The sequence below is a fragment of the Mesorhizobium sp. LSHC412B00 genome (genome assembly GCF_000503035.1).
Taxonomy (GTDB): Bacteria; Pseudomonadota; Alphaproteobacteria; order Rhizobiales; family Rhizobiaceae; genus Mesorhizobium.
In genome coordinates this window covers 69,425-94,493 of sequence record NZ_AYWB01000006.1, presented here as the reverse complement: position 1 = coordinate 94,493, position 25,069 = coordinate 69,425, and the positions used below count along the sequence as shown (strand labels likewise).

Annotated in this window: 22 protein-coding genes; 6 read left to right on the top strand and 16 right to left on the bottom strand. The window is 63.9% G+C overall.

Features of this window, described 5'->3' with window-relative positions; translation table 11 throughout:
* Window positions 1-10: 10 nt before the first annotated feature.
* The gene (locus tag X757_RS151475) at window positions 11-1,210 is read right to left on the bottom strand and encodes a pyridoxal phosphate-dependent aminotransferase (RefSeq protein ID WP_023726258.1); all 1,200 of its coding nucleotides are present in this window, start codon (window positions 1,208-1,210) and stop codon (window positions 11-13) included.
* Window positions 1,211-1,365: 155 nt separating this feature from the next.
* Window positions 1,366-2,127, bottom strand: a complete 762-nt coding sequence (locus X757_RS151480; protein WP_023740557.1) for an HpcH/HpaI aldolase/citrate lyase family protein — start codon at window positions 2,125-2,127, stop codon at window positions 1,366-1,368.
* 120 nt (window positions 2,128-2,247) lie between these two features.
* Between X757_RS151480 and X757_RS151485 the strand changes: the two genes are divergently transcribed.
* Window positions 2,248-3,339 (top strand): LLM class flavin-dependent oxidoreductase, encoded by a 1,092-nt coding sequence (locus tag X757_RS151485; RefSeq protein WP_031251287.1) that lies wholly within the window; start codon window positions 2,248-2,250, stop codon window positions 3,337-3,339.
* A gap of 23 nt (window positions 3,340-3,362) precedes the next feature.
* Here X757_RS151485 and X757_RS151490 read toward each other — a convergent pair whose 3' ends face one another.
* From X757_RS151490 to X757_RS151550, 13 genes are all read right to left on the bottom strand, one after another.
* Entirely contained in the window at window positions 3,363-3,758 is a 396-nt protein-coding gene (locus X757_RS151490; RefSeq protein WP_023667806.1) for a RidA family protein, read from the bottom strand.
* A gap of 54 nt (window positions 3,759-3,812) precedes the next feature.
* On the bottom strand, window positions 3,813-4,961 hold the full coding sequence (locus X757_RS151495) for an acyl-CoA dehydrogenase family protein (RefSeq protein ID WP_023710054.1): 1,149 nt from the start codon (window positions 4,959-4,961) through the stop codon (window positions 3,813-3,815).
* Window positions 4,961-5,773, bottom strand: a complete 813-nt coding sequence (locus X757_RS151500) for an enoyl-CoA hydratase family protein (protein WP_023726255.1) — start codon at window positions 5,771-5,773, stop codon at window positions 4,961-4,963. The genes X757_RS151495 and X757_RS151500 overlap by 1 nt, the downstream gene beginning before the upstream one ends.
* The gene (locus X757_RS151505; RefSeq protein ID WP_023699860.1) at window positions 5,770-6,240 is read right to left on the bottom strand and encodes a MarR family winged helix-turn-helix transcriptional regulator; all 471 of its coding nucleotides are present in this window, start codon (window positions 6,238-6,240) and stop codon (window positions 5,770-5,772) included. Before X757_RS151505 ends, X757_RS151500 begins: the two co-directional genes overlap by 4 nt.
* Window positions 6,234-7,007 carry an SDR family NAD(P)-dependent oxidoreductase gene (locus tag X757_RS151510; RefSeq protein WP_023699861.1) on the bottom strand — a complete coding sequence of 258 codons (774 nt, stop codon included), beginning with the start codon at window positions 7,005-7,007 and terminating at the stop codon, window positions 6,234-6,236. Before X757_RS151510 ends, X757_RS151505 begins: the two co-directional genes overlap by 7 nt.
* Window positions 7,004-9,298, bottom strand: a complete 2,295-nt coding sequence (locus X757_RS151515) for a bifunctional salicylyl-CoA 5-hydroxylase/oxidoreductase (protein ID WP_023726254.1) — start codon at window positions 9,296-9,298, stop codon at window positions 7,004-7,006. The genes X757_RS151510 and X757_RS151515 overlap by 4 nt, the downstream gene beginning before the upstream one ends.
* Before the next feature lie 141 nt (window positions 9,299-9,439).
* A complete protein-coding gene (locus X757_RS151520; protein WP_023667800.1) occupies window positions 9,440-10,039 on the bottom strand; it encodes a VOC family protein in 600 nt (199 codons plus the stop codon).
* Between the two features lie 77 nt (window positions 10,040-10,116).
* Complete coding sequence (locus tag X757_RS151525) at window positions 10,117-10,947, bottom strand: ATP-binding cassette domain-containing protein (RefSeq protein ID WP_023726253.1); 831 nt, start codon at window positions 10,945-10,947, stop codon at window positions 10,117-10,119.
* The gene (locus tag X757_RS151530; protein ID WP_023686914.1) at window positions 10,940-11,818 is read right to left on the bottom strand and encodes an ABC transporter ATP-binding protein; all 879 of its coding nucleotides are present in this window, start codon (window positions 11,816-11,818) and stop codon (window positions 10,940-10,942) included. The genes X757_RS151525 and X757_RS151530 overlap by 8 nt, the downstream gene beginning before the upstream one ends.
* Complete coding sequence (locus tag X757_RS151535; RefSeq protein WP_023726252.1) at window positions 11,815-12,663, bottom strand: ABC transporter permease; 849 nt, start codon at window positions 12,661-12,663, stop codon at window positions 11,815-11,817. Before X757_RS151535 ends, X757_RS151530 begins: the two co-directional genes overlap by 4 nt.
* The gene (locus X757_RS151540) at window positions 12,656-13,663 is read right to left on the bottom strand and encodes an ABC transporter permease (protein WP_023726251.1); all 1,008 of its coding nucleotides are present in this window, start codon (window positions 13,661-13,663) and stop codon (window positions 12,656-12,658) included. The genes X757_RS151535 and X757_RS151540 overlap by 8 nt, the downstream gene beginning before the upstream one ends.
* Before the next feature lie 190 nt (window positions 13,664-13,853).
* Window positions 13,854-15,383 (bottom strand): ABC transporter substrate-binding protein, encoded by a 1,530-nt coding sequence (locus tag X757_RS151545; protein ID WP_031251286.1) that lies wholly within the window; start codon window positions 15,381-15,383, stop codon window positions 13,854-13,856.
* Window positions 15,384-15,495: 112 nt separating this feature from the next.
* Window positions 15,496-17,070: an NAD(P)/FAD-dependent oxidoreductase gene (locus X757_RS151550; RefSeq protein WP_023726249.1), complete on the bottom strand. Its 1,575-nt coding sequence runs from the start codon at window positions 17,068-17,070 to the stop codon at window positions 15,496-15,498.
* A 118-nt stretch (window positions 17,071-17,188) separates the two neighbouring features.
* On the opposite strand from X757_RS151550, the gene X757_RS151555 reads away from it, so the two are divergent.
* Genes X757_RS151555 through X757_RS151575 form a run of 5 tightly spaced genes read left to right on the top strand, consistent with a single transcriptional unit; the run spans window position 17,189 to window position 23,833 of the window.
* The gene (locus X757_RS151555) at window positions 17,189-17,980 is read left to right on the top strand and encodes a cyclase family protein (RefSeq protein WP_023695181.1); all 792 of its coding nucleotides are present in this window, start codon (window positions 17,189-17,191) and stop codon (window positions 17,978-17,980) included.
* A gap of 16 nt (window positions 17,981-17,996) precedes the next feature.
* A complete protein-coding gene (locus X757_RS151560; RefSeq protein ID WP_023726248.1) occupies window positions 17,997-19,568 on the top strand; it encodes an NAD(P)/FAD-dependent oxidoreductase in 1,572 nt (523 codons plus the stop codon).
* Window positions 19,568-20,050: a MarR family winged helix-turn-helix transcriptional regulator gene (locus X757_RS151565; RefSeq protein WP_023726247.1), complete on the top strand. Its 483-nt coding sequence runs from the start codon at window positions 19,568-19,570 to the stop codon at window positions 20,048-20,050. Before X757_RS151560 ends, X757_RS151565 begins: the two co-directional genes overlap by 1 nt.
* Window positions 20,051-20,094: 44 nt before the next feature.
* Complete coding sequence (locus X757_RS151570; RefSeq protein WP_023726246.1) at window positions 20,095-22,248, top strand: indolepyruvate ferredoxin oxidoreductase subunit alpha; 2,154 nt, start codon at window positions 20,095-20,097, stop codon at window positions 22,246-22,248.
* Window positions 22,241-23,833: an indolepyruvate oxidoreductase subunit beta family protein gene (locus X757_RS151575; protein ID WP_023726245.1), complete on the top strand. Its 1,593-nt coding sequence runs from the start codon at window positions 22,241-22,243 to the stop codon at window positions 23,831-23,833. The genes X757_RS151570 and X757_RS151575 overlap by 8 nt, the downstream gene beginning before the upstream one ends.
* Window positions 23,834-23,966: 133 nt before the next feature.
* Here X757_RS151575 and X757_RS151580 read toward each other — a convergent pair whose 3' ends face one another.
* Window positions 23,967-24,863: a LysR family transcriptional regulator gene (locus X757_RS151580; RefSeq protein WP_023726244.1), complete on the bottom strand. Its 897-nt coding sequence runs from the start codon at window positions 24,861-24,863 to the stop codon at window positions 23,967-23,969.
* Between the last annotated feature and the right edge of the window lie 206 nt (window positions 24,864-25,069).

Below are 25,069 nucleotides of genomic sequence, written 5' to 3'. Positions count from 1 at the left end.
CAGCGGGGCGTCAATTCATGGCGGCGACCATGCGCTCGAGCGCGGTCGCTATCTGGTCGCGTTCACGGCACACGCACATCCGCAGGAAGGCCGCTGCCGAATTTCCAAAGAGGTGGCCGGGAGCCAGCCCGACGCGCGCCGTCTCCAGTATCCTGGCGCAGGCCTGCCGGGCGTCGCTTTCGCCGTCCATGGCAAAGAAGGCATACATGCCTCCGCGCGGTTTCGTCGGCAGGATGATGCCGGGAATCTGGGCCAGCCTGTCATAGGCAAGGTCGAGGCCGGTTTTGATCCGCTGCCTGATCTCCTCGACCAGCGGCTCGCCTTGGCGGATGGCGGCGACAGCGCCTGCCTGGATAGGCGCGGCGGTGCCGCTGTTGATGTACTGCGTCATGGCGCCAAGCTGGTCGGCCACCCCCGACGGATGCGTCAGCCAGCCGATGCGCCAGCCGGTCATCGCCCACGCCTTCGAAAAACTGTTGACCGACAGCACCCGGTCGCCATCCTCGGCGATCTGCAGGATGGAAGGAGCAACATTGCCGTCGAAATAGAGCCGGCCATAGACCTCGTCGGAGATGATCCAGATGCCGGTGCGCCGGCTGAAGTCGAGCAGCGCCTGCATCTCCTCGCGCGACGCGGTCCAGCCGGTCGGGTTGGACGGCGTCGACAGGAAGATCGCGCGTGTGCGCGCATCGCAAGTGGCGAACAGCCGGTCGAGATCGAGATGCCAGTCGCCCTTGAAGTCGAGCGAAAACGGCCTTGGCTCGCCGCCGATCAGATGGATGGCGTTGTGGATGTTGGGCCATTGCGGCGCGACATAGACGACGTTGCTGCCGGTATCGACCAGCAGTTCCAGCGCCAGGTACAGCGCCTGCATGCCGCCAGGCGTGACCGTGGTGCGCGCAATCGGGATCGTCCGGCCGTGAATGCGCGTTTGGTATTCCGACAGCGCCTCGTTCAGTAGGGGGTGCCCACGCATGTTAGGGACGTAGAACGTCTGGCCTTCATCGAAGGCGGCCTTCGCGGCATCGCGGATGAAGGCCGGCGTCACCATGTCGCCTTCGCCGTACCAGAGCGCGATCACGTCGCCCAGTTCTCGGGCGCGCACGGCAAGGTTGGCAATGTTTTCGGTGTGCAGGTCACGGATCTGGGCACGTACGCCGTCGAAAGCATAACGCGCGATGGACGATGACTGGGGCAGTATGAACGACAAGGACTGAAACCCCTCCCACCCGGAGCACCGCGACGGACTGCCCGGCAAGCCCCACCGGCACGACAGTCGCCATCGAGTTTGGATGCTATCCAATGTGCTGCGCTTTTCAAGGAAAAAGTTTTAAGCTTAAAAAGTTTTTGCCCGATCCCGCCCGTCTACCGCAGCTCGGCGCGCGCAGCGGTGCAGTTGGCCGCAGCGCCGGCGCCAAGAAACATCGTATCGCTGGCCAGCACGAAGAAGCTCGCGCCGATAGCGGCCCACTGGCTGATCGTCTGTGGGCTGGCGCAAAATATGCCCGATGTCCTGCCATGCGCGACGGTCGCGCGGATGATCCTTGTGATCGCCTCATCGAGCTTGTCCACGCCTTTCGGCCCGATCGCATCGATCGACACGGAGAGATCGCCGGGGCCGACGAAGACCACATCGATGCCGTCTATGGCCGCGATCGCCTCGATGTTGGCCAGCCCCTCCGATGTCTCGACCTGGACCGCGACGACCACCCTGTCATTGGCCGCGGCCAGATATTCGGGAATGCGATAGCCATAGCCGGCCGCGCGGCCAGGCCCGACGCCGCGCTCGCCCAGCGGCGGATAGCGCGAGGCTTTCACCGCCGCCTCGGCCTGAGCAGCGGTCGAGACGCGCGGCACGAGCACGCCTTGTGCGCCGCTGTCGAGCGCCGCCTGGATAGCTTCCGGCGCATGACCGGGAACACGCACCATGGCCGGCACGCGATGCACGTCGGCCGCGCGCACCATGGTTTCGATCGTGTCGCGCGCGATCTGGGCATGTTCCCAGTCGATGCAGACGAAGTCGAGGCCGGTGAGCGCCATCACTTCGACGGCGACGGGATGGGGAATAGCGGCGAAGGAGCCGACGAGATTGGTCTTGCCGATGCACTTCTGACGGAACGCGTTCATATCCATCCCCTTTTCCCCTCCAAATTCATATCCGCAATCGGCGGCGAGGCGAAGCTATTTCAGGCTTGAAATATTTTTGCGCGGGCCTAGCGTGTCGGTCTCCCGCGACGAGTTCCCATGATGATCAAAACGCATCCCCTGCACGGCTCGAACAAACTGAAGCTCGGCGTCTTTTCGACCAATGCCGATGGCGGTCTGGCCATCACCGATGTGCCGGAACGCTGGACGGCAAGCTGGCAGGACAATCTGACGGCGGCGCAGATCGCCGACCGCGCCGGGCTGGAATTTATGCTTCCGATCGCGCGCTGGCGTGGCTTTGGCGGCCGCAACAAGGTGCGCGAATGGTCGTTCGAGACCTTCACCTGGGCAGCAGCTCTGGCGGTGGCCACCGAGCAGATCGGCCTGTTCATGACCGTGCATGTGCCGCTGGTGCATCCGCTCTATGCCGCCAAGGCGCTGGCAACTGTCGACCATATCAGCCAGGGCCGCGCCGGCTTGAACATCGTCTGCGGCTGGAACCCGAAGGAATTCGGCATGTTCGGCACGCCTTTGGTCGAGAAGGGCTACGACCAGGCCGCCGAATGGATCGAAATCCTGGAAAAGCTTTACGCCTCGGACCAGCCTCTGGACTACGAGGGCACCTACTATCGCCTCAAAGAGGCGGTGAGCCGGCCGGCCAGCGTGCAGCAGCCGCGACCGGTGACGATGAACGCGGCTTTCGGTGGCCCCGGCCGCGATTTCGCCGCCGCCCGATGCGATTATCTGTTCACGACCTTTGCGGAAATGAGCGACGCCGGCAAGCATGTCGCAGACATCAGCGAACGGGCCGACAAGGTTGGCCGCAACGTCGGCGTCTACACGGTGGCGCATGTCGTCTGCCGTCCAACCGTGGAAGAGGCGCAGGCCTACTACACGCGCTATGCCGTCGATCTGGCCGACCACGATGCGGTCGATGCTCATATGGCAGGCAAGAAGGAGTTCTCGCAGTCGCATGACCCGCATGCCTATGACCGCTACCGGCAGCGTTTCGCCGGCGGCGCCGGCACCTACCCGCTGGTTGGAACGCCAGAGACGATTGCCGCCGAGATGGCGGCAATAGCCGGGCATGGCTACCAGGGCATCGCGCTGTCGTTCGTCAACTACACCCAGGAATTGCCCTATTTCTGCGACCATGTGTTGCCGCTGCTGAAGCGGGTGGGGCTGCGCTGCTGATCAATCAGAGAATAACGAATTCGTTAATCCGGAATAACGGCGGTGGCCTGAATCTCGATTTTGGCGCGATCTTCCACCAGCGCCACCACCTGCATGGCGGCCATCGCCGGAAAATGCCGGCCGATCACCTCGCGATAGGCTTCGCCTATACCCTTGAGATTGCCGAGATATTCGGCCTTGTCGGTGAAATACCAGGTCATCGCGGTGATGTGCCGAGGCTCCGCGCCGGCTTCCGCCAGCACGGCGACGATGTTTTGCAGCGTCTGCCGCACCTGGCCGGCGAAATCGTCGGTCTCGAACTGGCACTGCCCGTTCCAGCCGACCTGTCCGCCCACGAAGACGAGCCTGCCGCGCGCAGCAATGCCGTTGGCGTAGCCGACCGGTTTCGCCCAGCCCTCCGGCTGCAGGATCTCGTGCATTTTCAAGCTTCCCCGGTATTCTTAAAGATCAATCTCAAATCAAATACATCGCCGTCAGGCCGCGCCCATCACCTGCCGTGCGATCACCACCTTCTGCACATCGGATGCGCCCTCGTAGATGCGTAGCGCGCGGATCTCGCGATAGAGGCTCTCGACGATATGGCCCTTGCGGACGCCGTCCCCCCCATGCAGCTGCACAGCCTTGTCGATCACCTCTTGCGCCTTGTCGGTGGCGAACAGCTTGGCCATCGCCGCCTCGCGGGTGACACGAGCCGCGCCCATGTCCTTGGTCCAGGCAGCGCGGTAGACCAGCAGCGCTGCGGCATCGATGTCCAGCGCCATGTCGGCGATATGGCCTTGCACCATCTGCAGCTCTGCCATCGGAGCGCCGAAAAGTTTGCGCTCGGCCACCCTGCTGATGCTTTCGTCCAGCGCCCGGCGGGCAAAGCCGAGTGCCGCCGCGCCGACCGTGGAGCGGAACACGTCAAGCACCGACATGGCGATGCGGAAGCCGTCTCCCGGTTTGCCGATCAGCGCCGAGGCCGGCACCCGGACCTGATCGAAGGAAAGCCGCGCCAGCGGATGCGGCGCGATCACTTCAAGGCGCTCGGCGATGCCAAGCCCCTTGGTGTCGGTGGGTACGAGAAAGGCGGAAAGTCCCTTAGCGCCCGGCGCCTCGCCGGTACGGGCAAAGACGACGTAGAGATCGGCGATGCCGCCATTGGAAATCCAGGTCTTCTCGCCGGTGAGGATATAGAAGTCGTCATTGCGGATCGCGGTCATTTCGGTGTTGGCGACATCCGACCCGGAGCGTGGCTCCGACAGCGCGAAGGCGGAAATCGTCTTGCCGGCCCTGGTCTTTGCCAGCCATTGCTGCTGGTCGGGTGTGCCGAACAGGCTGAGCGCGCCGGTGCCGAGCCCCTGCATGGCGAAGGCGAAGTCGGCCAACCCGTCATGGCGCGCCAGCGTCTCGCGCGTGATGCACAAGGTGCGGACATCGAGCGGTCCCGGATTGTCGGTATCGAGCGCCGTCGGCTTCAGCCAGCCGTCGCGGCCAAGTTTCGCCACCAGCTCGCGGCAGGCGGCATCGACGTCATGGTGATCGACCGGCAGGTTCCTGGCGCACCATGCTTCCAGCCTTTCGGCCAATTCGCGGTGGCGATCTTCAAAGAACGGCCAGTTGAGGAAACTCCTGTCAGCCATCAATTGCCCTCGAACACCGGTTTTTTCTTGGCGACGAAGGCCTTGTAGGCGCGCTCGAAGTCACGCGTCTGCATGCAGATCGCCTGCGCCTGCGCTTCTGCTTCGATCGCCTGGTCGAGCCCCATCGACCACTCCTGGTTGAGCTGTGTCTTGGTGATGCCGTGCGCGAAGGTCGGGCCCGAGACGATGCGCGCCGCCATCTCGAGCGCGTCGGCCTCGAGCACTGCGGCATCGACAAGCCTGTTGTAGAAGCCCCAGCGCTCGCCTTCCGCTGCCGTCATCGTGCGGCCGGTGTAGAGCAATTCGGCGGCACGGCCCTGGCCGATGATGCGCGGCAGGATCGCGCACGCGCCCATATCGCAACCGGCAAGCCCGACGCGGGTGAACAGGAAAGCGGTCTTGGCCTCCGGCGTGGCGATGCGGATGTCGGCGCTCATGGCGATGATGGCGCCGGCGCCGACCGCGACACCGTCGACCGCCGCGATGATCGGCTTGCCGCAATTGAGCATCGCCTTGACGAAATCGCCGGTCATGCGGGTGAAGGCAAGCAACTCCTTCATGTCCATCTTGACCAATGGGCCGATAATGTCGTGGACATCGCCGCCCGAGCAGAAATTGCCGCCATTGGACAGAAACACCACGGCGTCGACGTCGTCGGCATAGACGAGGTCGCGGAATGTGTCGCGCAGTTCGGCATAGCTGTCGAAGGTCAGTGGATTCTTGCGCTCCGGCCGGTCTAACCGCACCCTGGCGATCCTGCCTTCGACCTCCCACAGGAAGTGCTTCGGCTTGAGGCCGGCCATCGAACTCATTCGCGTCCCTCCCAGTTGCTGCGGAACGAGGTCAGCATGCCGGTCAGCCGGCGCGCATCCTCCTCGCTGACCTTGCCCAGCAATTCGCCGATCCAACCCTCATGCGCCGCGGCCATTGTGGCAAAGGATCTGGAACCCTCATCGGTCAGTCGCACCATGGATGTGCGGCGATCGCCATTGCGGCGCGCGCGCGCGACCAGGCCTTCCGAAACCAGCCGGTCGACAATGCCGGTGACATTGCCGTTGGAGACCAGCAGGAAGCGCGACAGATCGCTCATCAGCATGCCTTCCGGCGCGCGGTAGAGGGCGGCCATGACGTCGAAACGCGGCAGTGTCGTATCGAATTCTTTCTTCAGCCGCTCGCGCAGTTCCGCTTCGATCGTGCGCGAGGCGCGCAGCAGCCTGATCCAGAGACGCAGCCGGTCCTTGCCGGGTCCCGACGGCGCGGGCAATGGGCCGGCTACCATGTTTCGCCTCCTGAGATCGAAATCGCTTGTCCGGTAATCGACGCAGCCGCATCGCCGCACAGCCAGAGCACCGTCGCGGCAACTTCCTGCGGCTGGATGAAACGGCCTTGCGGGTTGGTCGAGGCAAGGCTCGCCCGCGCCTGCTCGACTGAGCGGCCGGTCTTTTCGACGACGCGCTGAATGGAGTCCGCCAGCATGTCGGTCTCTACGAAGCCCGGGCAAACGGCGTTGACGGTCACGCCGGATTTCGCCGTCTCGGCCGCCAGTGCCCGCATCAGCCCGACCACCCCATGCTTGGCCGCCACGTAGGGCGCGACATAGGCGTAGCCTTTCAGCCCTGCGGTCGAGGCGACGAAGACGATCCGGCCCGCCTTGCGCGCGGCCATGCCGGCCAGCGCCGGCTTCACCGTCAGGAAGGCGCCGGTCAGATTGACGTCGAGCGTCCGCTGCCAGTCGGCAAGCGAGGTCCTGTGCGCCGGCGTGCTGCCGGCCATGCCGGCATTGGCGACGACGATGTCGAACGGGCCGCGCACGGCTTCCGCTTGCGCGTAGAGCGAAATCATCGCCGCCTCGTCGGTGACATCGGCTGACATGGCGTGGATGCGGTCGTTCTCGCCGGCCAACTTGGCAAGCTCGGCGTCGCGCCTCCCGCATATGGTCACCTCTATGCCGGCCTCGGCCAGCACGAGCGCGATGGCCCGGCCGACGCCGGAGCCGCCGCCAGTGACCAGCGCATGTTTGCCTGAAATCGCCAAGGCCGTCGTCATACTTTCAGCCCCGCCGCCGCATCGCGCTCGGCCAGCCGGTAGATCTGGTCGCGTCCGGGCAGATAGGGATCCGGCCATTTGACACCACGATCACCGAGCGTCACGGCTGCATGCAGCGTCCAGTAGGGATCGGCGAGATGCGGCCGTGCCAGGGCCACCAGGTCGGCGCGGCCGGCCATCAGGATCGAATTGACATGATCCGGCTCGTAGATGTTGCCGACCGCCATCGTCGCCATGCCGACCTCGTTGCGGATGCGGTCCGAGAACGGCGTCTGGAACATTCGGCCATAGACAGGCTTGGCGGCAATCGAGGTCTGGCCTGCCGAGACGTCGCATATGTCGACGCCGGCTTCGTGCAGCATCCGCGCGATCTCCACCGCATCGGCCGGCGTCACACCCTCGATGCCGACCCAGTCATTGGCCGAAATGCGCACCGAGATCGGCTTTCGCGCCGGCCAGGCGGCGCGCACCGCATGGAAGATTTCCAGGGGATAGCGCATGCGATTTTCCAGCGAACCGCCATATTCATCCGTGCGCTGGTTGGTGACCGGCGTGATGAAGGACGACAGGAGATAGCCGTGCGCGGCATGGATCTCCAGCATGTCGAAGCCGCAGCGATCCGCCATCTCTGCGGAGGACACGAACTGGTCGCGCACCAAATCCATATCGGCGCTGTCCATGGCTTTCGGCACCTGGTTTTGCGGCGACCATGCAATCGCCGAGGCCGCCATGACCGGCCAATTGCCCGAGGAGAGCGGCACGTTGGTGCCCTCCCAGCCGACACGGGTCGAGCCCTTGGCCCCGGAATGGCCAATCTGGGCGCAGATTTTCGCCTCGGTCTCGGTGTGGACGAAATCGACCAGCCGCTTCCACGCCACCTCATGTTCGGACGCATAGAAGCCGGGACAACCGGGCGTGATGCGTCCTTCCGGGCTGACGCAGGTCATCTCGATATAGACAAGCCCGGCGCCGCCCTTGGCACGCTCGGCATAGTGGGCGAAATGCCAGTCGGTCGGGCAGCCATCGACTGCCTTGTACTGCGCCATCGGCGAAACGACGATGCGGTTGTTGAGCTGCATGTCGCGCAGTTTGAACGGCGCGAACATCGGTGCCCGGCGTTGCCTGTTGCCGCCTGCCCCCGCCTGGCGCTGGAACCATTGCTCGGCGCTTTCAAGCCATTTGGCATCGCGCAGCCGCAAATTCTCGTGGCTGATGCGCTGCGAGCGGGTCAGCAGCGAATAATTGAACTGTACCGGATCGAGGCCGAGATAGCGCTCGACCTCCTCGAACCACTCCAGCGAATTGCGCGCCGCCGACTGCAGCTTCAGCACCTCGGTGCGGCGCGCATCCTCATACTTGCGGAAGGCGGCGTCGAGGTCCGGTTCGGTTTTGACATATTCGGCCAGCGCCACCGCGCTTTCCAATGCGAGCTTGGTCCCGGAGCCGATCGAGAAATGTGCCGAGGCCGCCGCGTCGCCCATCAGAGCCAGGTTCTTGTAGGACCAGCGTTCGCACAGCACGCGCGGGAAATTGATCCAGGCCGAACCTCTGATGTGATTGGCATTGGTCATCAGCGCGTGGCCGCCGAGATGTTTCTCAAAGATGCGCTCGCAGACGGCGATGGATTCCTGCTGCGACATGGCGCCGAAGCCGAAGGCAGCCCAGGTCTGTTCGCTGCACTCGACAATGAAGGTCGCTGTCTCGCTGTCGAATTGATAGGCGTGCGCCCACACCCAGCCATGCTCGGTCTTCTCGAAGATGAAGGTGAAGGCGTCGTCGAATTTCTGGTTGGTGCCGAGCCAGACGAATTTGCATTTGCGGGTGTCGATGTCGGGCTTGAAGACTTCGACGAAGGTGTTGCGCGCCCTTGAGTTCAGCCCATCGGCGGCGACGACCAGATCATGCGTCGCCATATAGGGCTGAGGGTCGGCGATATCGCTCTCGAACATCAGCCTCACGCCAAGTTCGCGCGCGCGTCGCTGCAGCAGGACCAGAAGCCGCTTGCGGCCGATGCCACAGAAACCGTGGCCCGACGAGACCGTGCGCACGCCGTCATGGATGACGGCGATGTCGTCCCAATAGGCGAAATGCTTCTTGATCCAGACAGCGCTGACCGGGTCGTTTTTGGCAAGGTTGTCGAGTGTTTCGGCCGACAGCACGACGCCCCAGCCGAACGTATCGTCGGCGCGATTGCGCTCGAACACCGTGATCTCGTGGGCGGCGTCCCGCAGCTTCATTGAAATGGCAAAGTAGAGGCCGGCTGGTCCGCCACCGAGAACCGCAACCTTCATCCGTGCGATCTCCTCTTCGCTTGCTGCATATCAAGTATCGCGCCGGAGATAAAATATTTCAAGCTTAAAGTTTCATCTTGGAACGATTGCTGGACACGGGTGGCGCGCCTGCGGGCTGGCCCCGCAAGCGCGCTCTGGAAATCACTTGTCCGGGTTCTTCGGGCTCCACAGCACAGTCTCGGCACCCTTCTCATAGGCCATCCCATCGGGATAGCTGATCGCCTCCAGTTGCAATCCCCATGGCGCCTGGAAATAGAGGATGGTCTGGCCGGCCGCCGGACCTTCCTTGACCGGCAGCGGACCCATCCGCGTCTTCACCCCCTTGCCGTCGAGATAGGCTTTCGCCGCGGCGACATCATCGACATACATGGCAATGTGGAAGCCGCCGATATCGCTGTTCTTCGGAGTCAAATCCTTCTGGTCAGGCGCAGTGTACTTGAACAGCTCGATGTTCGATCCATAACCGCAACGCACCATGGTGACCTGCTCGATGACAGCCTTCGGATCGACGCCCAGAAGATCCTGCATGAAGGTGCCCTTGTCATCGGCGAACGGACCAAACGACATCGCCTTCTCGCAGCCGACGACTTCGGTGAAGAAGTCGACTGCCTGCTTCATGTCGGGCACCGTGATGCCGGTGTGGTCGTGGCCGCGCATGCCGGGGATCGCATCGGCCGAAGCCGTTCCCATCGAGCAGAACAGGATCGCGGCAAGCATCGTGCCGCGGGCTGCGTAATTCATATTACCCTCCGTTCGCGGGCTGATTTTGCCCTCATGCACGTCCGAAGCCCGCTGTTCGGCGTGGTGGGTGAACAGTCCTATGCCGGCGCTTTCGTTGCTGGCCGCAACCAGTCCGCGTCGATCTCAGGCAGTGGGATGGCGGCAAGCAGGTCGCGCGTGTAGGTCTCCCTGGGATTGTCGAACAGCGCATCGGTGGCGCTCGCCTCGACGATCCTGCCCTCGCGCATCACGATCACTTGTTGGCACAGCCGCCGGATGACCGACAGGTCGTGGCTGATGAAGGCGACCGTCAGCCCCATCTCCGCGGCCAGTCTCTCCAAAAGGGTGAGGATCTGCGCCTGCGTCGATACGTCGAGGCCGGAGACGATCTCGTCGGCCAGCACGAATTTCGGCGAAAGCGCCAACGCGCGCGCAATTCCGACGCGCTGGCGCTGCCCGCCCGACAGTTCATGACGATAGCGACTAGCGAAGCTTTGCGGCAGGCCGACGCGATGCAATGCCTCGGCGACGCGTTCCCTAAGCCTGTCGCCAAGCCCATTCTGCTTGAGCGGCGCGGCAATGATGCCGGCGATGGTGCGACGCGGGTTGAGCGACGACATCGGGTCCTGGAAGATCATCTGCAGGTCGCGGCGCAGAGGTCGCAGCTCTGCATCCGGCAGATGGGCGATATCGCGGCCCTCGAAATGGATGCTGCCGACGCTCGGCTCCAGAAGTCTGACAAGCGTGCGGCCGAGCGTCGATTTTCCGGACCCGGATTCACCGACGATGCCGGTCACCGAACCTCTCGGCAAATCGAAATCCAAGCCTCTCAAAATCTCGGCCAGCGGCGCGCGCCCGATCAGCGGCTTGCGGGTCATGTCGGGCAGCGCCACCTTCAGCCCGCGCACGGAAAACAGCGGCTCAACCATGCGGCCCTCTCCACGCCTGGTCGGAGGCGGCGATCTCCGCAGCGAGTCCTGCCAGCACCGTCTCATCCACCGGCTTCAGCGAGGCAAAGGGATCCGTGTAGCGCGGCGTAGCGGCCATCAATGCCCGCGTATAGGGATGCTCAGGCGCGGCGAAGAGAGCGGCTGTGTCAGCCTCTTCCACCACCTTGCCGGCGTAGAGCACAGACACTTGCTGGCTGATCTTTGCAACGACGCCGAGATCGTGGGTGACGAACAGGATCGCGGTGCCATGCTCGCGCTGCAGCTCGGCGATCAGTCGCAGGATCTGCTTTTGCACGGTAACGTCGAGCGCGGTTGTCGGCTCGTCGGCCACGATCAGCCGTGGCTCGGCGGCGAAGGCGGCGGCGATCAGCACACGCTGGCGCATGCCGCCGGACAGCTCGTGCGGATAGCATTTCAGCACCCGGTCGGGATCGCGGATCTGCACCTCATCCAACAATTGCCGGATACGCTTGTCCGCCTTGTCACCGTTCCAGCCGAGAATGCGCACCAGCCGATCAGTCATCTGCGGACCGATGCGGCGCGACGGGTTGAGCGCAGTCAACGGATCTTGCGGGATCAGCGCCGTGCGAGCGCCGATCAGCGTGCGCCTTGCCTTGGGCTGCAGCCTGCCGAGGTCTTCGCCTTCGAGCTGCATGGCGCCTTCGACGATGCGCACGCTTGACGGCAGCACACCGAGCACCGCCTTGCCGATCATCGTCTTGCCGGCGCCGCTCTCGCCAACAAGAGCACGCACCTCACCCGGCTGCACGGAGAGCGACACCGACCGCAGCACGCGCTGGCCGTTCGGCAGCACGGCGCTCAGATTGGCAATATCCAGGCAAGCGCTCATCGCAGCACCGGATCGAAGCGTGTCTTCAGCGCCTCACCGAACTGGCTGAACGACAGCACGGTGAGGATCAGCGTGACAAGCGGAAACACCAGCACCCACCAGGCCTGATGGATCGACAGCCGGCCCTCGGCGATGATGCCGCCCCAGGTCGGATCGTCAGTCGAGATCGACAGGTTGACGAAGGACAGGATGGCCTCGACGATGACGGCGATGCCCATCTCCAGCGACAGCAGTGCCACGATCGACGGCACCACATTGGGCAGCACCTCGCGCAGCATGATGCCGATGCGGCCATAGCCGGCGATGCGGGCGTTCTCGACATAGTCCATGCGCGACTGGCCCATCGCTTCGGCGCGGATCACCCGGCAAAAGCGCGTCCAGTCGATTATGACGATGGCGAGGATGACGGAACTGAGGCCGGTGCCGAGCACCGCGACCAGCAGGATGGCGAACAGCACCGGCGGGAATGCCATCCAGACGTCGACGATGCGTGAAATGATGCGGTCGGCCCAGCCGCCGAAATAGCCGGCGACCAGTCCGAGCGTCGAGCCGACAAGGCAGGCGGCGATCGCCGCCGCGAAAGCGACGATGAAGGCGATACGGCCGCCGAAGATCAGCCGGGAGAGGAGATCGCGGCCGAGGCTGTCGGTGCCCAGCCAATAGCCGGATTCCGCACCACTCATCCAGAATGGCGGCAGCCGTTCCAGCATCAGATCCTGCGCCAGCGGGTCCTGCGGCGCCACCAGCGGCGCGAACATCGCGGCAAGAAGTACCAGCAGCAGCCAGCCGCCGGCCAGCCACAGCCTCGGGCCCAATCCGCGCCGGGCGATGCGTGCCTCATCCATGGCGCAGCCTCGGATTGAGCAGCGCATACATCATGTCGACTGCAAGATTGATCAGCACGAACAGCAGCGCGAACACCAGCACGATGCCTTGGATCAGCGGCAGGTCGCGGTTGATGACGGCGTCGATCGCCATGTTGCCGAGCCCCTCATAGGAAAACAGCCGCTCGACGATGACCGTGCCGCCGATGAGGAAGGTGAACTGGACGCCGACCAGGGTCAGCGTCGGCAGCGCTGCGTTCTTCAGCGCCTCGCGCAGGATAACCTGCGTTTCCGAAAACCCCTTCACCCGCGCCAGCACGACATAGTCGAGGTCAAGCACTTCCTTCAGCGACTGTTTCAGCAACTGCGCGATGATTGCGGCCAGCGGCAGCGCCAGCGCCACAGCCGGCATCAGCATGTGCTTCAGCAGATCCCAGGTCAGGTCGAGGCGCAGCCGAAGCAAGCTCTCGAAGAAATAGAACTGGGTGACGAAGGGCAGGACTAGCTGCGGCGACACGCGGCCGGAGATATCGAAGATCGGCACCAGCACGCCAAACAAAAGGATCAGCACCAGGCCCCACAGGAAATCGGGAATGGAAAGGGCTGCGCCGCTGGCGATATCGATGCCGGCTTCGACCGCCGTCCCGCGCTCACGGGCTCCGAGGATCGCCGTCGTGCCGCCGAGCCCAACCGCCATGACGAGCGCGATGATGGCGAGTTCCAGCGTTGCCGGCAAACGATTGAAGACAAGGCTGAGCACATCTTGCCTGAGCGAAATCGAGGTGCCGAAATCGCCCCTGACGACGCCGGACAGCCAGATGAAGAATTGCTGCACGATGGTCTTGTCGAGCCCGTAGAGTGCACGCAGCCGGTCGATGTCGGCATCTGTCGCACCGGGGGGCAGCATCATGGCGATCGGGTCACCAGGCGCGACGCGGATCACGACGAAGACGACGACAGCCACGCCGAACAGCGTGATCAGCATCGTCAGCAGACGGATCAGGAATCGTTGCAGGAGCATTCTGGTGTTGGCCCAGTGCGTTTCTAACGAAGAGCCCCCTCATTCGTCCGCTTCGCGGCCACCTTCTCCCCGAGGGGAGAAGAGGTCACGGACGGCTGAGCTGGTCTCTTCTCCCCAGGGGGGAGAAGGTGGCCCGAAGGGGGCCGGATGAGGGGGCCGCTCAGCGAAGAGTGGCGCCCACAAGCCAATATCAGGCCGGGGTCATCAGCGCCGGCAGCAGCGCGCCGGACACATGCTGCACCACGTTGACGCCCCTGGCATGCACGATAGGTTGCGCATACTGAATCAGCGGCAGCACATAGGCCTGCTCGGCGATATACTTGTCGACAGCCTTCCAGCCGGCGATGCGCTTGGCCTCGTCCTTCTCGCCCCAGAGCGGATTGATCATGTCGATCAGGTCCTGGCTGTCCCACACCGAGTGCGGGCTCGGCCCATACATGGCAAAACCCGTCGACGTCGTCGGGTCGCCGATGGCGTTGCCCCAATTGTAGAAGGCGGCCGGCGCCAGCTTGTCGGCGGCGCGCAGTTCATAGTGCTTGGCGATCTCGTAGACCTCGATCGTCGCCTCGATGCCGACCTTGCGCCACATGCCGACGATCGCCTGGATCATCTCATAATCCTTGGGCTTGAAGCCCTTGGTCGTCTGGATGGTGAACTTGACCGGTTTTTCCGGCGAATAGCCGGAAGCCGCGAGCAGCTCCTTGGCCTTTTCCGGATTGTGCTCGACCTTGATCGAGGCGTCGAAGGCCGTGTACTCCGGGGTCTCCAGCGTAGCGATCGGTTGGCCATAGCCGCGCAGCAGCCGCTTGACCAGAAGCTCCTTGTCCACAGCCATGACGGCGGCCTGGCGGACGTTCTTGTCCAGCATCGCTTCGATGTCGTTGAAGAAGATCATGCCGATGTCGGAAACGGGCTTGCACGAGCCGGCAAGCCCGTCCTTGGCGATCAGCCGGTCATACTCTTCATAGGGGACCTCCAGCGTCACCTGCGAGGAACCGGATTCGATTTCGGCAACGCGGCTCGCCGCATCAGTGACGAACTTGATCGTCACATTCTCGAAGGCCGGCTTGTCGCCCCAATAGTGCGGGTTGGCCTTCAGTCGGAGGAAAGCATTTCGCTCGAATTTTTCCACCATGTAAGGGCCGGTGCCGATCGGCGCCTTCTCGAAACCTTCGGCGCCGACCTTCTCATAATAGGCCTTCGGCAGGATGTAGCCGGTCAGGAACGACATCCATTTAAAGTAGACCGGATCGAACTGCACGACGTCGCCGGTGATCTTGTTGCCGTCGATCTTGAAATTGTTGACGTTCTTCCAGACGAACTGGATCGGATTGCCGGTCTTTTCGTCGCCCGCCCGCTGCAGCGACCAGACCACGTCCTCGGGCGTGAAGGGCGAGCCGTCATGCCAGGTCACGCCTTCGCGCACCGTCATCGTCACCTTGGTGCGATCCTCGTTCCAGCCCCATTCGGTGAGCAGGCCAGGCGCAAAGGACAGGTCCGGCTTTTGCGGAATGAACTGGTCGAACACTGACTGGTAGAGGCCCTGGATCGTCGGGTTGACGGCCGAGGGTCCGGTGGTCGGATCCCAGGACGGCAGGTTGACGTTATAGGCGATGGTCAGCTCGCCCGCTGCCGCCTTGGCGATCTCAGGCAGGCCGATCGCCGCCACCCCAAGTGCCGCGGCACTGTATCCCAGCAATTCTCGTCTGTTGATTGTCATGGTCGTTCCCCTTGTTGGTTTTGTTGTCTTTGCGCGGCACTATCAGTTTATCGATCCGGGCTTCGTGGGCAGCAGCGCCTTGCCTCTCGTCGCCTTCATGAAATCTTGCGAGCTACCTCCCGCCAAGCTGTTGCGCGAGCATGAAGCCGGAGGCCGCGCCGGTGCCGGCGCCGGGCCATGTCGCGGCGCCTATGAGATGCAGATTGCCGACCGGCGTGTTCCAGCCGGCATAACCGCGCGCCGGGCGGAACAGGAAATTCTGTGCCAGATGGTGGCTGCCGCAGACCTGGTCGCCACCGACGAGATTGGGGTTCTCACGCTCGAGGTCGATTGGCGAGAACACTGCACGGCCGAGGATTTTCGCGTGCAGTCCGGGTGCGTAGATCTCGATGGTGTCGAGCACGCGTTCGGCATAGACGTCCTTGACCTGATCCCAATGCGCGGGCGCGATCTTGCCGGCCGCATCGCCCAGGATTTCGGCGGGCAGCATGCGCACCTGCACCCACAGCACATGCTTGCCCTGCGGCGCGCGTGACGGATCGACCGCTGTCGGCTGGCCGACGACCAGCACCGGTTGGTCCGGCAGCATGCCCGCCATCGCCTGCTGATAGGTGCGCGACATCGCGTCGAGCGAGGGCGACAGATGCACATAGGCGAACTGCCGCAGCTCGGCCCCGGCGCGCCAGTCCGGCAGGTCGTCGAGCGCCAGATGGATCATCATCGTGCCCGGCGCGTGCCGGAACTTCTGCATAGCCGTGTCGAAGCCGGTGTCGCCGGAACCGTTGGGCAGCAACTTGCCGGTCAGCGCCCTGGGCGCGACGCCGGCAATGACCGCCTTGGTTACCGTATGCGTCTCACCGGACGCAAGCCGCACGCCGGTCGCCTTGCCGGCGGAAACGGTGATTTCGGCAACCTCTGTCCCTGTGACGATCTTGCCGCCCGCCGAGGTGACCATACCTGCCAGCGCCCGGATGATCGTGTCGGCGCCGCCCTTGCCTATCACCATGCCAAAGGTCTGGTTGGCCATGGATTCCAGATAGGGGAACACGGCGCCGCCGGCGGTGTCGGGTGCAAAGTCGAGATGCATGCCCCAGGTGGCAAGCGTTGCCCGCACATGCGCGGACTCGAAATTTTCCTCCAGCCAGGCGCGCGGCGATGACAGCAAAAGCCGAGCGGTGTCGAATGCGCCCGACATGCCCTTCTTGCGCCACAGGTTCCAGGCGGTGCCGGCAAGCGCGCGGGCACTCATCGGCGAGCCCAGCAGCCGGAACAGATGCTCGGCCTCTGCCGGGAAGGCGGCGACCAGTCTACGCCAGGTCGCGGCATCGGCGGCGGAGAAAGCGGCCATGCGGCCGGTGGTTTTTTCCAGATCGTTGCTGACGCCGAACCAGCGTCCGTCCGGGAAGGCGCTGGCAAAACAGTCGGCGACCGGCGCGAACTCAAGACCCTGTGCTTTCAATTCATTTGCATATTTCCGGTGGAAGGCGGAGCCGGCGAACAGGCTCAGATTCATTGCACCGAAATCGTGCCGGAAGCCTGGGAGGGTGTATTCGTGGGTCTGGACGGCGCCGCCGATTGCTGCACTGCGCTCGAAAATCCCGGTTTTCCAGCCTTTGAGCGCCAGATGCGCAGCGCACGCCAGACTGTTGTGGCCCGCCCCGACAAAGATGGCGTCGAACTCGCTCACGCCCCGTTCCCATTTCCTTTATGCTTAAAGATAATTGCAGATGCATATGTTTTCGTCTAGTAGGATATTAAGGGCCGAGACGAGCCTTGATCTTCACCAGAAGAGGGAACTTCAGACCATGGACACGCAAAAACTCCTCGGCGAAGTCGCCGGCCAGCTGCTTTCAGGCGCCATCAGGGTGGTCGACCTCTCTGCGCAACTCGGACCCGATACGCCTCTTATCAAGCTGCCGCCGGAGCTTGCCGTCGACACGCCAAAGGTCGAGATCCATAACATCTCCCGTTATGACAAGAACGGCCCGTGGTGGGCATGGAACTGGCTGAAGCTTGGGGAGCATTCGGGCACGCATTTCGATGCGCCGCAGCATTGGATCAGCGGCAAGGACTATCCGGACGGCGCCACCGACACCATTCCGGCGCAGAATTTCGTCGGCCCGGTCAATGTCATCGACTGCTCGAAGGAAGCCGCCGCCGACCACGACTTCCTGCTCACCGTCGACCACATCAAGGCGTGGGAAGCCAAGCATGGCGCCATCAACGCCGGGGAGTGGGTGGTCATGCGCACCGACTGGTATAAGCGCAATGGCTCGGAAGCCGAATTCCTCAACGCCAACGAAACCGGCCCACATACGCCAGGTCCGACAGCCGAAGCCATCCAGTTCCTGATCAGCAAGGATATCAAGGGCTGGGGCTCAGAGACGATCGGCACCGATGCCGGCAAGGCCGGCGGCATGGAGCCGCCATTTCCGGCCCACACGCTGATGCACAAGGCGAACCGCTATGGCCTCGCCAGCCTCTGCAACCTCGACCAGTTGCCTCCGAAGGGCGCCATCCTGATCGCCGCACCGCTCAAGATCGAACATGGCACCGGCAGCCCGATCCGCGCGCTGGCGCTTGTATCCAACGGCTAGGTGAGAGCACGCCACGGTGAGCCAGCCGGATCACATCATCGTTGGCAGCGGCATCAACGCGCTGGTCTGCGCGGCGATGCTCGGCGGCAAGGGCGCGAAGGTGCTCATCCTCGAACGCAACAACCGCATCGGCGGTTGCATGCGTACCGAGGAGATCACCGCACCCGGCTTCATCCATGACGTGATGGCAACCACCTTCGTGCTGTTCATCACCTCGCCGGCCTTTGCGGCATTGGGCGGCGACCTCGCGCGGCATGGGTTGGAGTTCTGCCACACCGGCACGCCAACCGGCGTGCTGCGGCCGGACGGCAGTCATGCAGTGCTCACCACCAACCGCGCCGCCAATGTCGCGGCAATCAATGCGATTGCCGCCGACGATGGCGACCGGTATGCGGACGATGTCAGCGGCATCGAGCGCAATGCCGGCCTGTTGTTCGGCCTGCTCGGCGGCAGCCTGTGGTCCTATCCGACGGCGAAACTGCTGGCCGGCGATGCCTGGCGGCGCAGCCCACGCGGCCTTGCCGCCTTTCTCGGCGAAGCACTGGTGCCGGCGCGCAGCTGGCTGGAAAGCACCTATCGGTCCGAGACAATCCGCGCGCTGTGGGCGCCCTGGGTGCTGCACGCCGGGCTCGGACCGGAAGACGCCTTCTCAGGGCAGATCGCCAAGGTCATTGCCTTCGCGCTGGAAGCGGCCGGGGCGCCGATCGTCAAGGGTGGAGCGAAGACCCTGCTCACCGCCTTCGAAGCTCTGATAAGGGAACGTGGTGGCGACATCCGTACCGTCGCCGATGTCGCCTCGATCGTCCAGAGCGGTGGCCGCGCGACCGGCGTACGGCTCGCCTCGGGCGAAACGATTACAGCAAACAAGAGCGTCATCTGTTCGGTCACGCCGACGCAGCTTTACCACCGGTTGCTCGGCAGCGAGGCTCCCAAGGCCGATGTCGAAGCGACACAGAAATATCGCTACGGCAAAGGCAATTTCCAGATTCACTATGCGCTGAACAAGCCGCCGGCATGGCGCGGTGCTGGCCTGGACCAGGTGGCATTGTTGCACCTGACGCCGGGGCTCGATGGCGTCTCGAAAGCCTGCAACGAGGCGGCGCGCGGCATGCTGCCCGAAGTGCCGACCATCTGCGTCGGCCAGCCGCATGCGCTCGATCCGTCGCGCTGTCCGCCTGGCAAAGCAATTCTGTGGCTGCAACTGCCCGAGGCGCCCCGTCACATCAAGGGCGATGCCGCAGGCACGCTGCATGCACCGGCTGGCGGCCGCTGGACCGACGCGCTGCGCGAGGTCTATGCCGACCGCGCGGAGGCGATCCTCGCCAGCCACATCGACGGCTTCAAGGATAGCGTCATTGCGCGCCGCGCCTATTCGCCGGCCGATCTCGAAGCGATGAACATCAACCTGGTCGGCGGCGACCCCTATGGCGGCTCGTCGACTATCGACCAGTCGTTCCTCTGGCGGCCGTTCAAGACCAGCCGCAACCATCAGACCGGCATCAAGAACCTCTACCATATCGGCGCCTCGACCCATCCAGGCGCGGGCCTCGGTGGCGGTTCCGGCTTTCTCCTGGCGGGGAGGCTGTGATGGAGCAGAAGGTTCTGGAAAAGCGCCAGCGCATCTCGACCCTCGGCCAGATCGGCCTGCAGCAATTCGCGCCCTATCTGATGAACCGCATCATGGGGCGCTACAACGCCACCTTGCGCGACGATTTCCGCAAGCAGGGCCTGACTATTCCGCAGGTCCGCACGCTGGCCGTGCTGTCGGTCACCGACGGCGTCACCGTCAACGACCTCTCGGTCTACACCGTCATAGAGCAGTCGACCTTGAGCCGCACGCTCGACACGCTGGAGGGACAAGGCTTCGTGCGACGCGAGCAAGGCGTCACCGACAGCCGCATCCGCCATGTCTTCCTCACCGATGAGGGCCGCGCAGAGTTCACCCGCGCCTGGCCGGCTATGCATGACGCCTTCGAGGCAATGTTCGACGATGTCGACGATGCCGAATATGCAGCACTGATCGCGACGCTCTTGAAGATGCTCAAGAACATTCGCAAGCACGAAATCTAGACGTACGCGCTGCCAAGTTTCGGCGGCAACGGAAGGTTGGAAAAATGGCCGAACGGTCTTTTGCCAAGGAAGTCGAAAAGCTCCGGCTCGGCGCCGGCGAGGAGTTTGCCGGCGAGGGCATCCTCGCCATCACCAAGGCGCTGCTGCAATGCGGCGTCGGCTATGTCGGCGGATACCAGGGCGCGCCGATCAGCCATCTGATGGACGTGCTGGCCGACGCACAGGAGATTCTGGGCGAACTCGGGGTGCATTTCGAGGCGAGCGCCTCGGAAGCCACCGCCACCGCCATGCTGGCGGCCTCGGTGCATTACCCCATTCGCGGTGCGGCGACCTTCAAGTCGACCGTCGGCACCAATGTCGCGTCCGACGCACTGGCCAACCTCGCCTCCGGCGGCGTCACCGGCGGCGCGCTGATCATCGTCGGCGAAGACTATGGCGAAGGCTCCTCGATCATGCAGGAGCGCAGCCATGCCTTCGCCATGAAGAGCCAGGTCTGGCTACTCGACCCGCGCCCCAATTTGCCGTCGATCGTCAAGGCGGTGGAGGATGGTTTCGAGCTGTCCGAGGCATCCAACACGCCGGTGATGCTGCAGGTGCGCATCCGCTGCTGCCATGTGCATGGCCATTTCATCGCCAAGGACAACAAGCGCCCGCCGATGACGGTGGCCGATGCGCTCGACGCGCCGCGCCGCGACACCGGCCGCATCGTGTTGCCGCCCGCCTCCTTCCTCCACGAGAAGGAGAAGGTGCAGAAGCGCTGGCCGGCGGCGGTGGAGTTCATCGCCAAGAACAAGATCAACGAATTCTTCGGTTCGGACCATGGCTCGGTCGGCATCGTCATGCAGGGCGGCATGTACAATTCGGTCATCCGCGCCTTGCAGCGGCTCGGCCTTGCCGACACCTATGGCGAGACGGATGTGCCGCTCTACGTTCTCAACGCCGTCTATCCCCTGATCGATGACGAGTTCCTCACCTTCTGCGAAGGCAAGCAGGCGGTGCTCGTGGTCGAGGAGGGCCAGCCCAACTACATCGAGCAGACCTTTGCCGCCATGCTGCACAAGGCCGGGCGCGGCACCAGGCTGGTCGGCAAGGAGTATCTGCCGATGGCCGGCGAATATACCGGCCAGGTCATGCTGGACGGCATCGGCGCCTTCCTGCGCGCCGAGGCCCCGCATCTCTTGCCGGGTGAGGTGCGCGCGCCCAACAAGGTCGGCGACGGCGTTGACGCCGCGGACCTGATCAACGTCGTGCCGGGACGTCCGCCAGGCTTCTGCATCGGTTGCCCGGAGCGGCCGATTTTTGCCGCGACAAAGCTGGTCGAGCAGGAACTCGGGAACCACCACATCGCATCCGACATCGGCTGCCATTTGTTCTCGATCATGCCGCCTTTCGAGCTCGGCGCCACCACCATGGGCTACGGGCTGGGGCCGGCATCGGCATCGGCGTTCAATTCGCCCGACGCCAAACGGCGGTCGATCTCTTTCGTCGGCGATGGCGGCTTCTGGCACAATGGCCTGACCTCCTCGATCGGCAACGCGGTCTTCAACAAGAACGACGGCGTCATCGTCATCGTCGACAATTTTTACTCCGCCGCCACCGGTGGGCAGGACATCCTGTCGTCGCGTGCGGGCAACAAGACCAAGTCGACCAAGCATCCGATCACCGAGGCGGTGAAGGGCATGGGCGTCAAATGGCTGCGCCATGTCGACCGCACCTATGACATCACCAAGATGCAGGACACGTTACGCGAGGCGCTGACGACGGACGAAAAGGGTCCCAAGGTCATCGTTGCCTCGTCTGAATGCATGCTCAATCGCCAGCGCCGCGAAAAGCCGCTGGTCGACAAGGCGATCAAGGATGGGACTCGCGTCGTCAAGCCGAAGTTCGGCGTCGATGAGGATATCTGCACCGGCGACCATGCCTGTATGCGGCTGTCCGGCTGCCCGTCGCTGTCGGTAAAGTCGCTCGACGATCCGTTGCGCGACGATCCGGTGGCATCGATCGACCAGAGCTGCGTCGGCTGCGGCAATTGCGGTGAAGTGGCGGATGCAGCGGTGCTGTGCCCTTCCTTCTACCGCGCCGATGTCGTGCACAATCCCCGCCGCTGGGATCGTTTTCTGGAAGGCACGCGCCGCGCCGTGATCGGCCTGCTGCAGCGGCGCCGTGAAAGCCGCAGGTTGACGTTCGCCGATGCTTGACCAGGCTTCGCCCTTGCGCCCGAAATCCGATGCCGCCGATACCGAGCCGGTGATCAAACTCGCTTTGCTCGCGGTCGGCGGCCAGGGCGGCGGCGTGCTCGCCGACTGGATCACCGATGTCGCCGAGCGCAATTCCTATGTCGCGCAATCGACCTCGGTCGCCGGCGTCGCCCAGCGCACCGGCGCTACGATCTATTACGTCGAGATGGCCCGCGACACCGGCCGGCTGCCGGTCTTTGCCCTTTCGCCTTCGCAAGGCGATGTCGACATATTGATCGCCGCCGAGCTGATGGAAGCCGGCCGCGCCATCATCAGGGGCTTCGTCACGCCCGATCGCACCACGCTGATCACCTCCTCGCACCGTATCGCCGCGGTGTCGGAAAAGATCGAGCCGGGTGACGGCCGGGCCTCGTCTTCCAAGGTACGCGCGACGGCGGAAGCTGCATCGAAACGCTTCATCGCCTTCGACATGGAAAAGATCGCCGCGGACAATGGCTCAATGATCTCGGCGAGTCTGCTTGGCGCGCTGGCCGGCTCCGACGCATTGCCGTTCACGCGTGAAAGCTATGAGCAAGCGATCGGCGCCGGCGGCCGGGGTGCGAAAGCCAGCCTTGCTGCCTTCGCCGTCGCCTACGACCGCGCGCGCGGTACGACGGCCCCCGCGCCACAGCCGGCAGAACCGGCCACGGTCGACCCCGCTCCGGGTGCAGGGCGCGTGAGCGGTCCGCCGAACCTGCTGCAGGGTTGGCAGGCGCTGGCCGCCCGCATCGACCTGATGCCCGCGGCGGTGCGCGACATGGCGCTCCGGGGCCTGAGAAAGGTCGTCGACTACCAGGACATCTCCTATGGCGGCGAGTATCTCGACCGGCTCGACCAGGCGGTCGCGCTGGATAGCGCTGAACATGCCCATGCATTGTCCATCGCTGCCGCCAAGCATCTGGCCAACGCGCTGTGCTACGACGACATGATCCGCGTCGCCGATCTCAAGACACGTTCGACGCGTGACCGGCGGGTGCGCAAGGAGGTGGGCGTCAAGGACGGCTCCATCCTGCAAGTGACCGAATATTTCCATCCGCGCATCGAGGAGTTCTGCGGCACCTTGCCGGCGGGGTTTGGCAGCTACATCGAGAACCGGCCGAAACTTGCCGGCTTTCTCGACCGGCGCATCAATCGCGGCCGGCGCATCCGCACCGACAGCTTTGCCGGCTTTGCGGTCCTCTGGTTGATTGGCGGCCTGCGCCGCTGGCGGCGGCGCCTGTTGCGCCACAAGGTCGAGACGGCGCATCTGGAGCGCTGGTTTGCGCTGGCGCTCAGCCACGCGCCTCAGGACTACGCGCTCGCCGTCGAAATCTTGAACTGCCGCCGGCTGATCAAGGGCTACAGCGACACCCACCTCCGCGCCCAGTCCAAATTCGATCGCGTGCTGTCGGCGCTCGATCTGGTCAGGAGCCGCGATGACGCTGCCGACTGGATCAGGCGGTTGCGCGAAGCTGCGCTGAAAGACGAGAAAGGCGACATGCTCGATGGCGCGCTGAAGACGGTGGCATCGTTGTCTGATCATGGTGTGGGAAGAGGTCGAGCTTAGGCTGGTACCTCTACGCTACTGCCGCCGTTTCCCTACTCCCACTGGATTCGCGGATTGAACACGCCGCTTCAAGCGATCGCAGCTCGGCTTCCACCCGGATTGCGGGAAGCGTTGCCGGCGGATCTGCCGGGCGTCAGTCGCGCGATATGGACAGCCCCGAGAGAAGCGGAGCGTACGCGGCGAGCCTGCGGGATACGAACTCTGTGAAGAGCCGCACCCGCTTCGTCTTGCGTGTCTCGCCTTGCGTGAGAAGCCAGAGTGTCCCATGCATGGGCACGTCGATCCCCGGCACCCTCACCAGCAGGGGGTCGGTATCTCCGACGAAGCACGGCAGTTTCGTTATCCCAATCCCCTGGTGCGCCGCGATGATCTGCGTCTCGGCGTCAGGTGTCCTGAACGGTACTCCCGTGACGTGAACTTCTCCCTCGCGCGCCCAGTCCGGAATTCCATGATTGTCTATGCCTATCCACCGGATGGGATCAGGCGTGCCCGCACGCCACGCGGCTAGTCGATCGCGAGACATGTAGACGCCGCTGAACAGCTCCGGTCCCTTCAGGCCGTGAAGATTGAGCGGCAGGGTCTTGCGGTCGGCGACAATGCGGACCGCGACGTCGGCCTCTCGGTTGGTCAGATTTGCCAGCTCACCGGACGACAAGATTTCCATCTCGATGTCGCGATGCAAACGCGCGAAGTCGGCGAGATCCGGCATGAGCAGGTGTGTGGCGAGGAACGGTGGAAGCGTCACCCGCAAAAGCCCGCGCGCGCTCTGGTCACGACCGAAGACTCGCGTCTCCAGCTGGTGCGACGACGCTTCCATCTGGGTCGCGAGATCGAGGACCTCTTCGCCCGCAGCCGTCAGGCGGTAGCCGGAAGGCAGCTTTTCGAACATCTGCGCCCCGAGGCGTTCCTCGAGCTGAGCGATGCGTCGCAGCACGGTCGAGTGGTTCACACCGAGGTGTGCGGCGGCAGCACGCACCGAGCCTACGCGCGCGGCGGCAAGAAAGTAGCGAACGTCATCCCAGTCGATCATGGTGCATTCCTGCGCAGCGAAGTGCGGCTTGCAAAGCCCATACTAACACGATCAGCCGTAGTTCGTGCGGTCGCTGCGGCGTTCAATCATCTAGCTGGATCGTTTTCGCACCAGCGATGTGCGCGATTGCGCACTCACCGCCCGACTTCGGCGAACCCATCTTGAGGTTCTCGCGGGACTTTCCCGTACAGCCAAAGATACGAGAC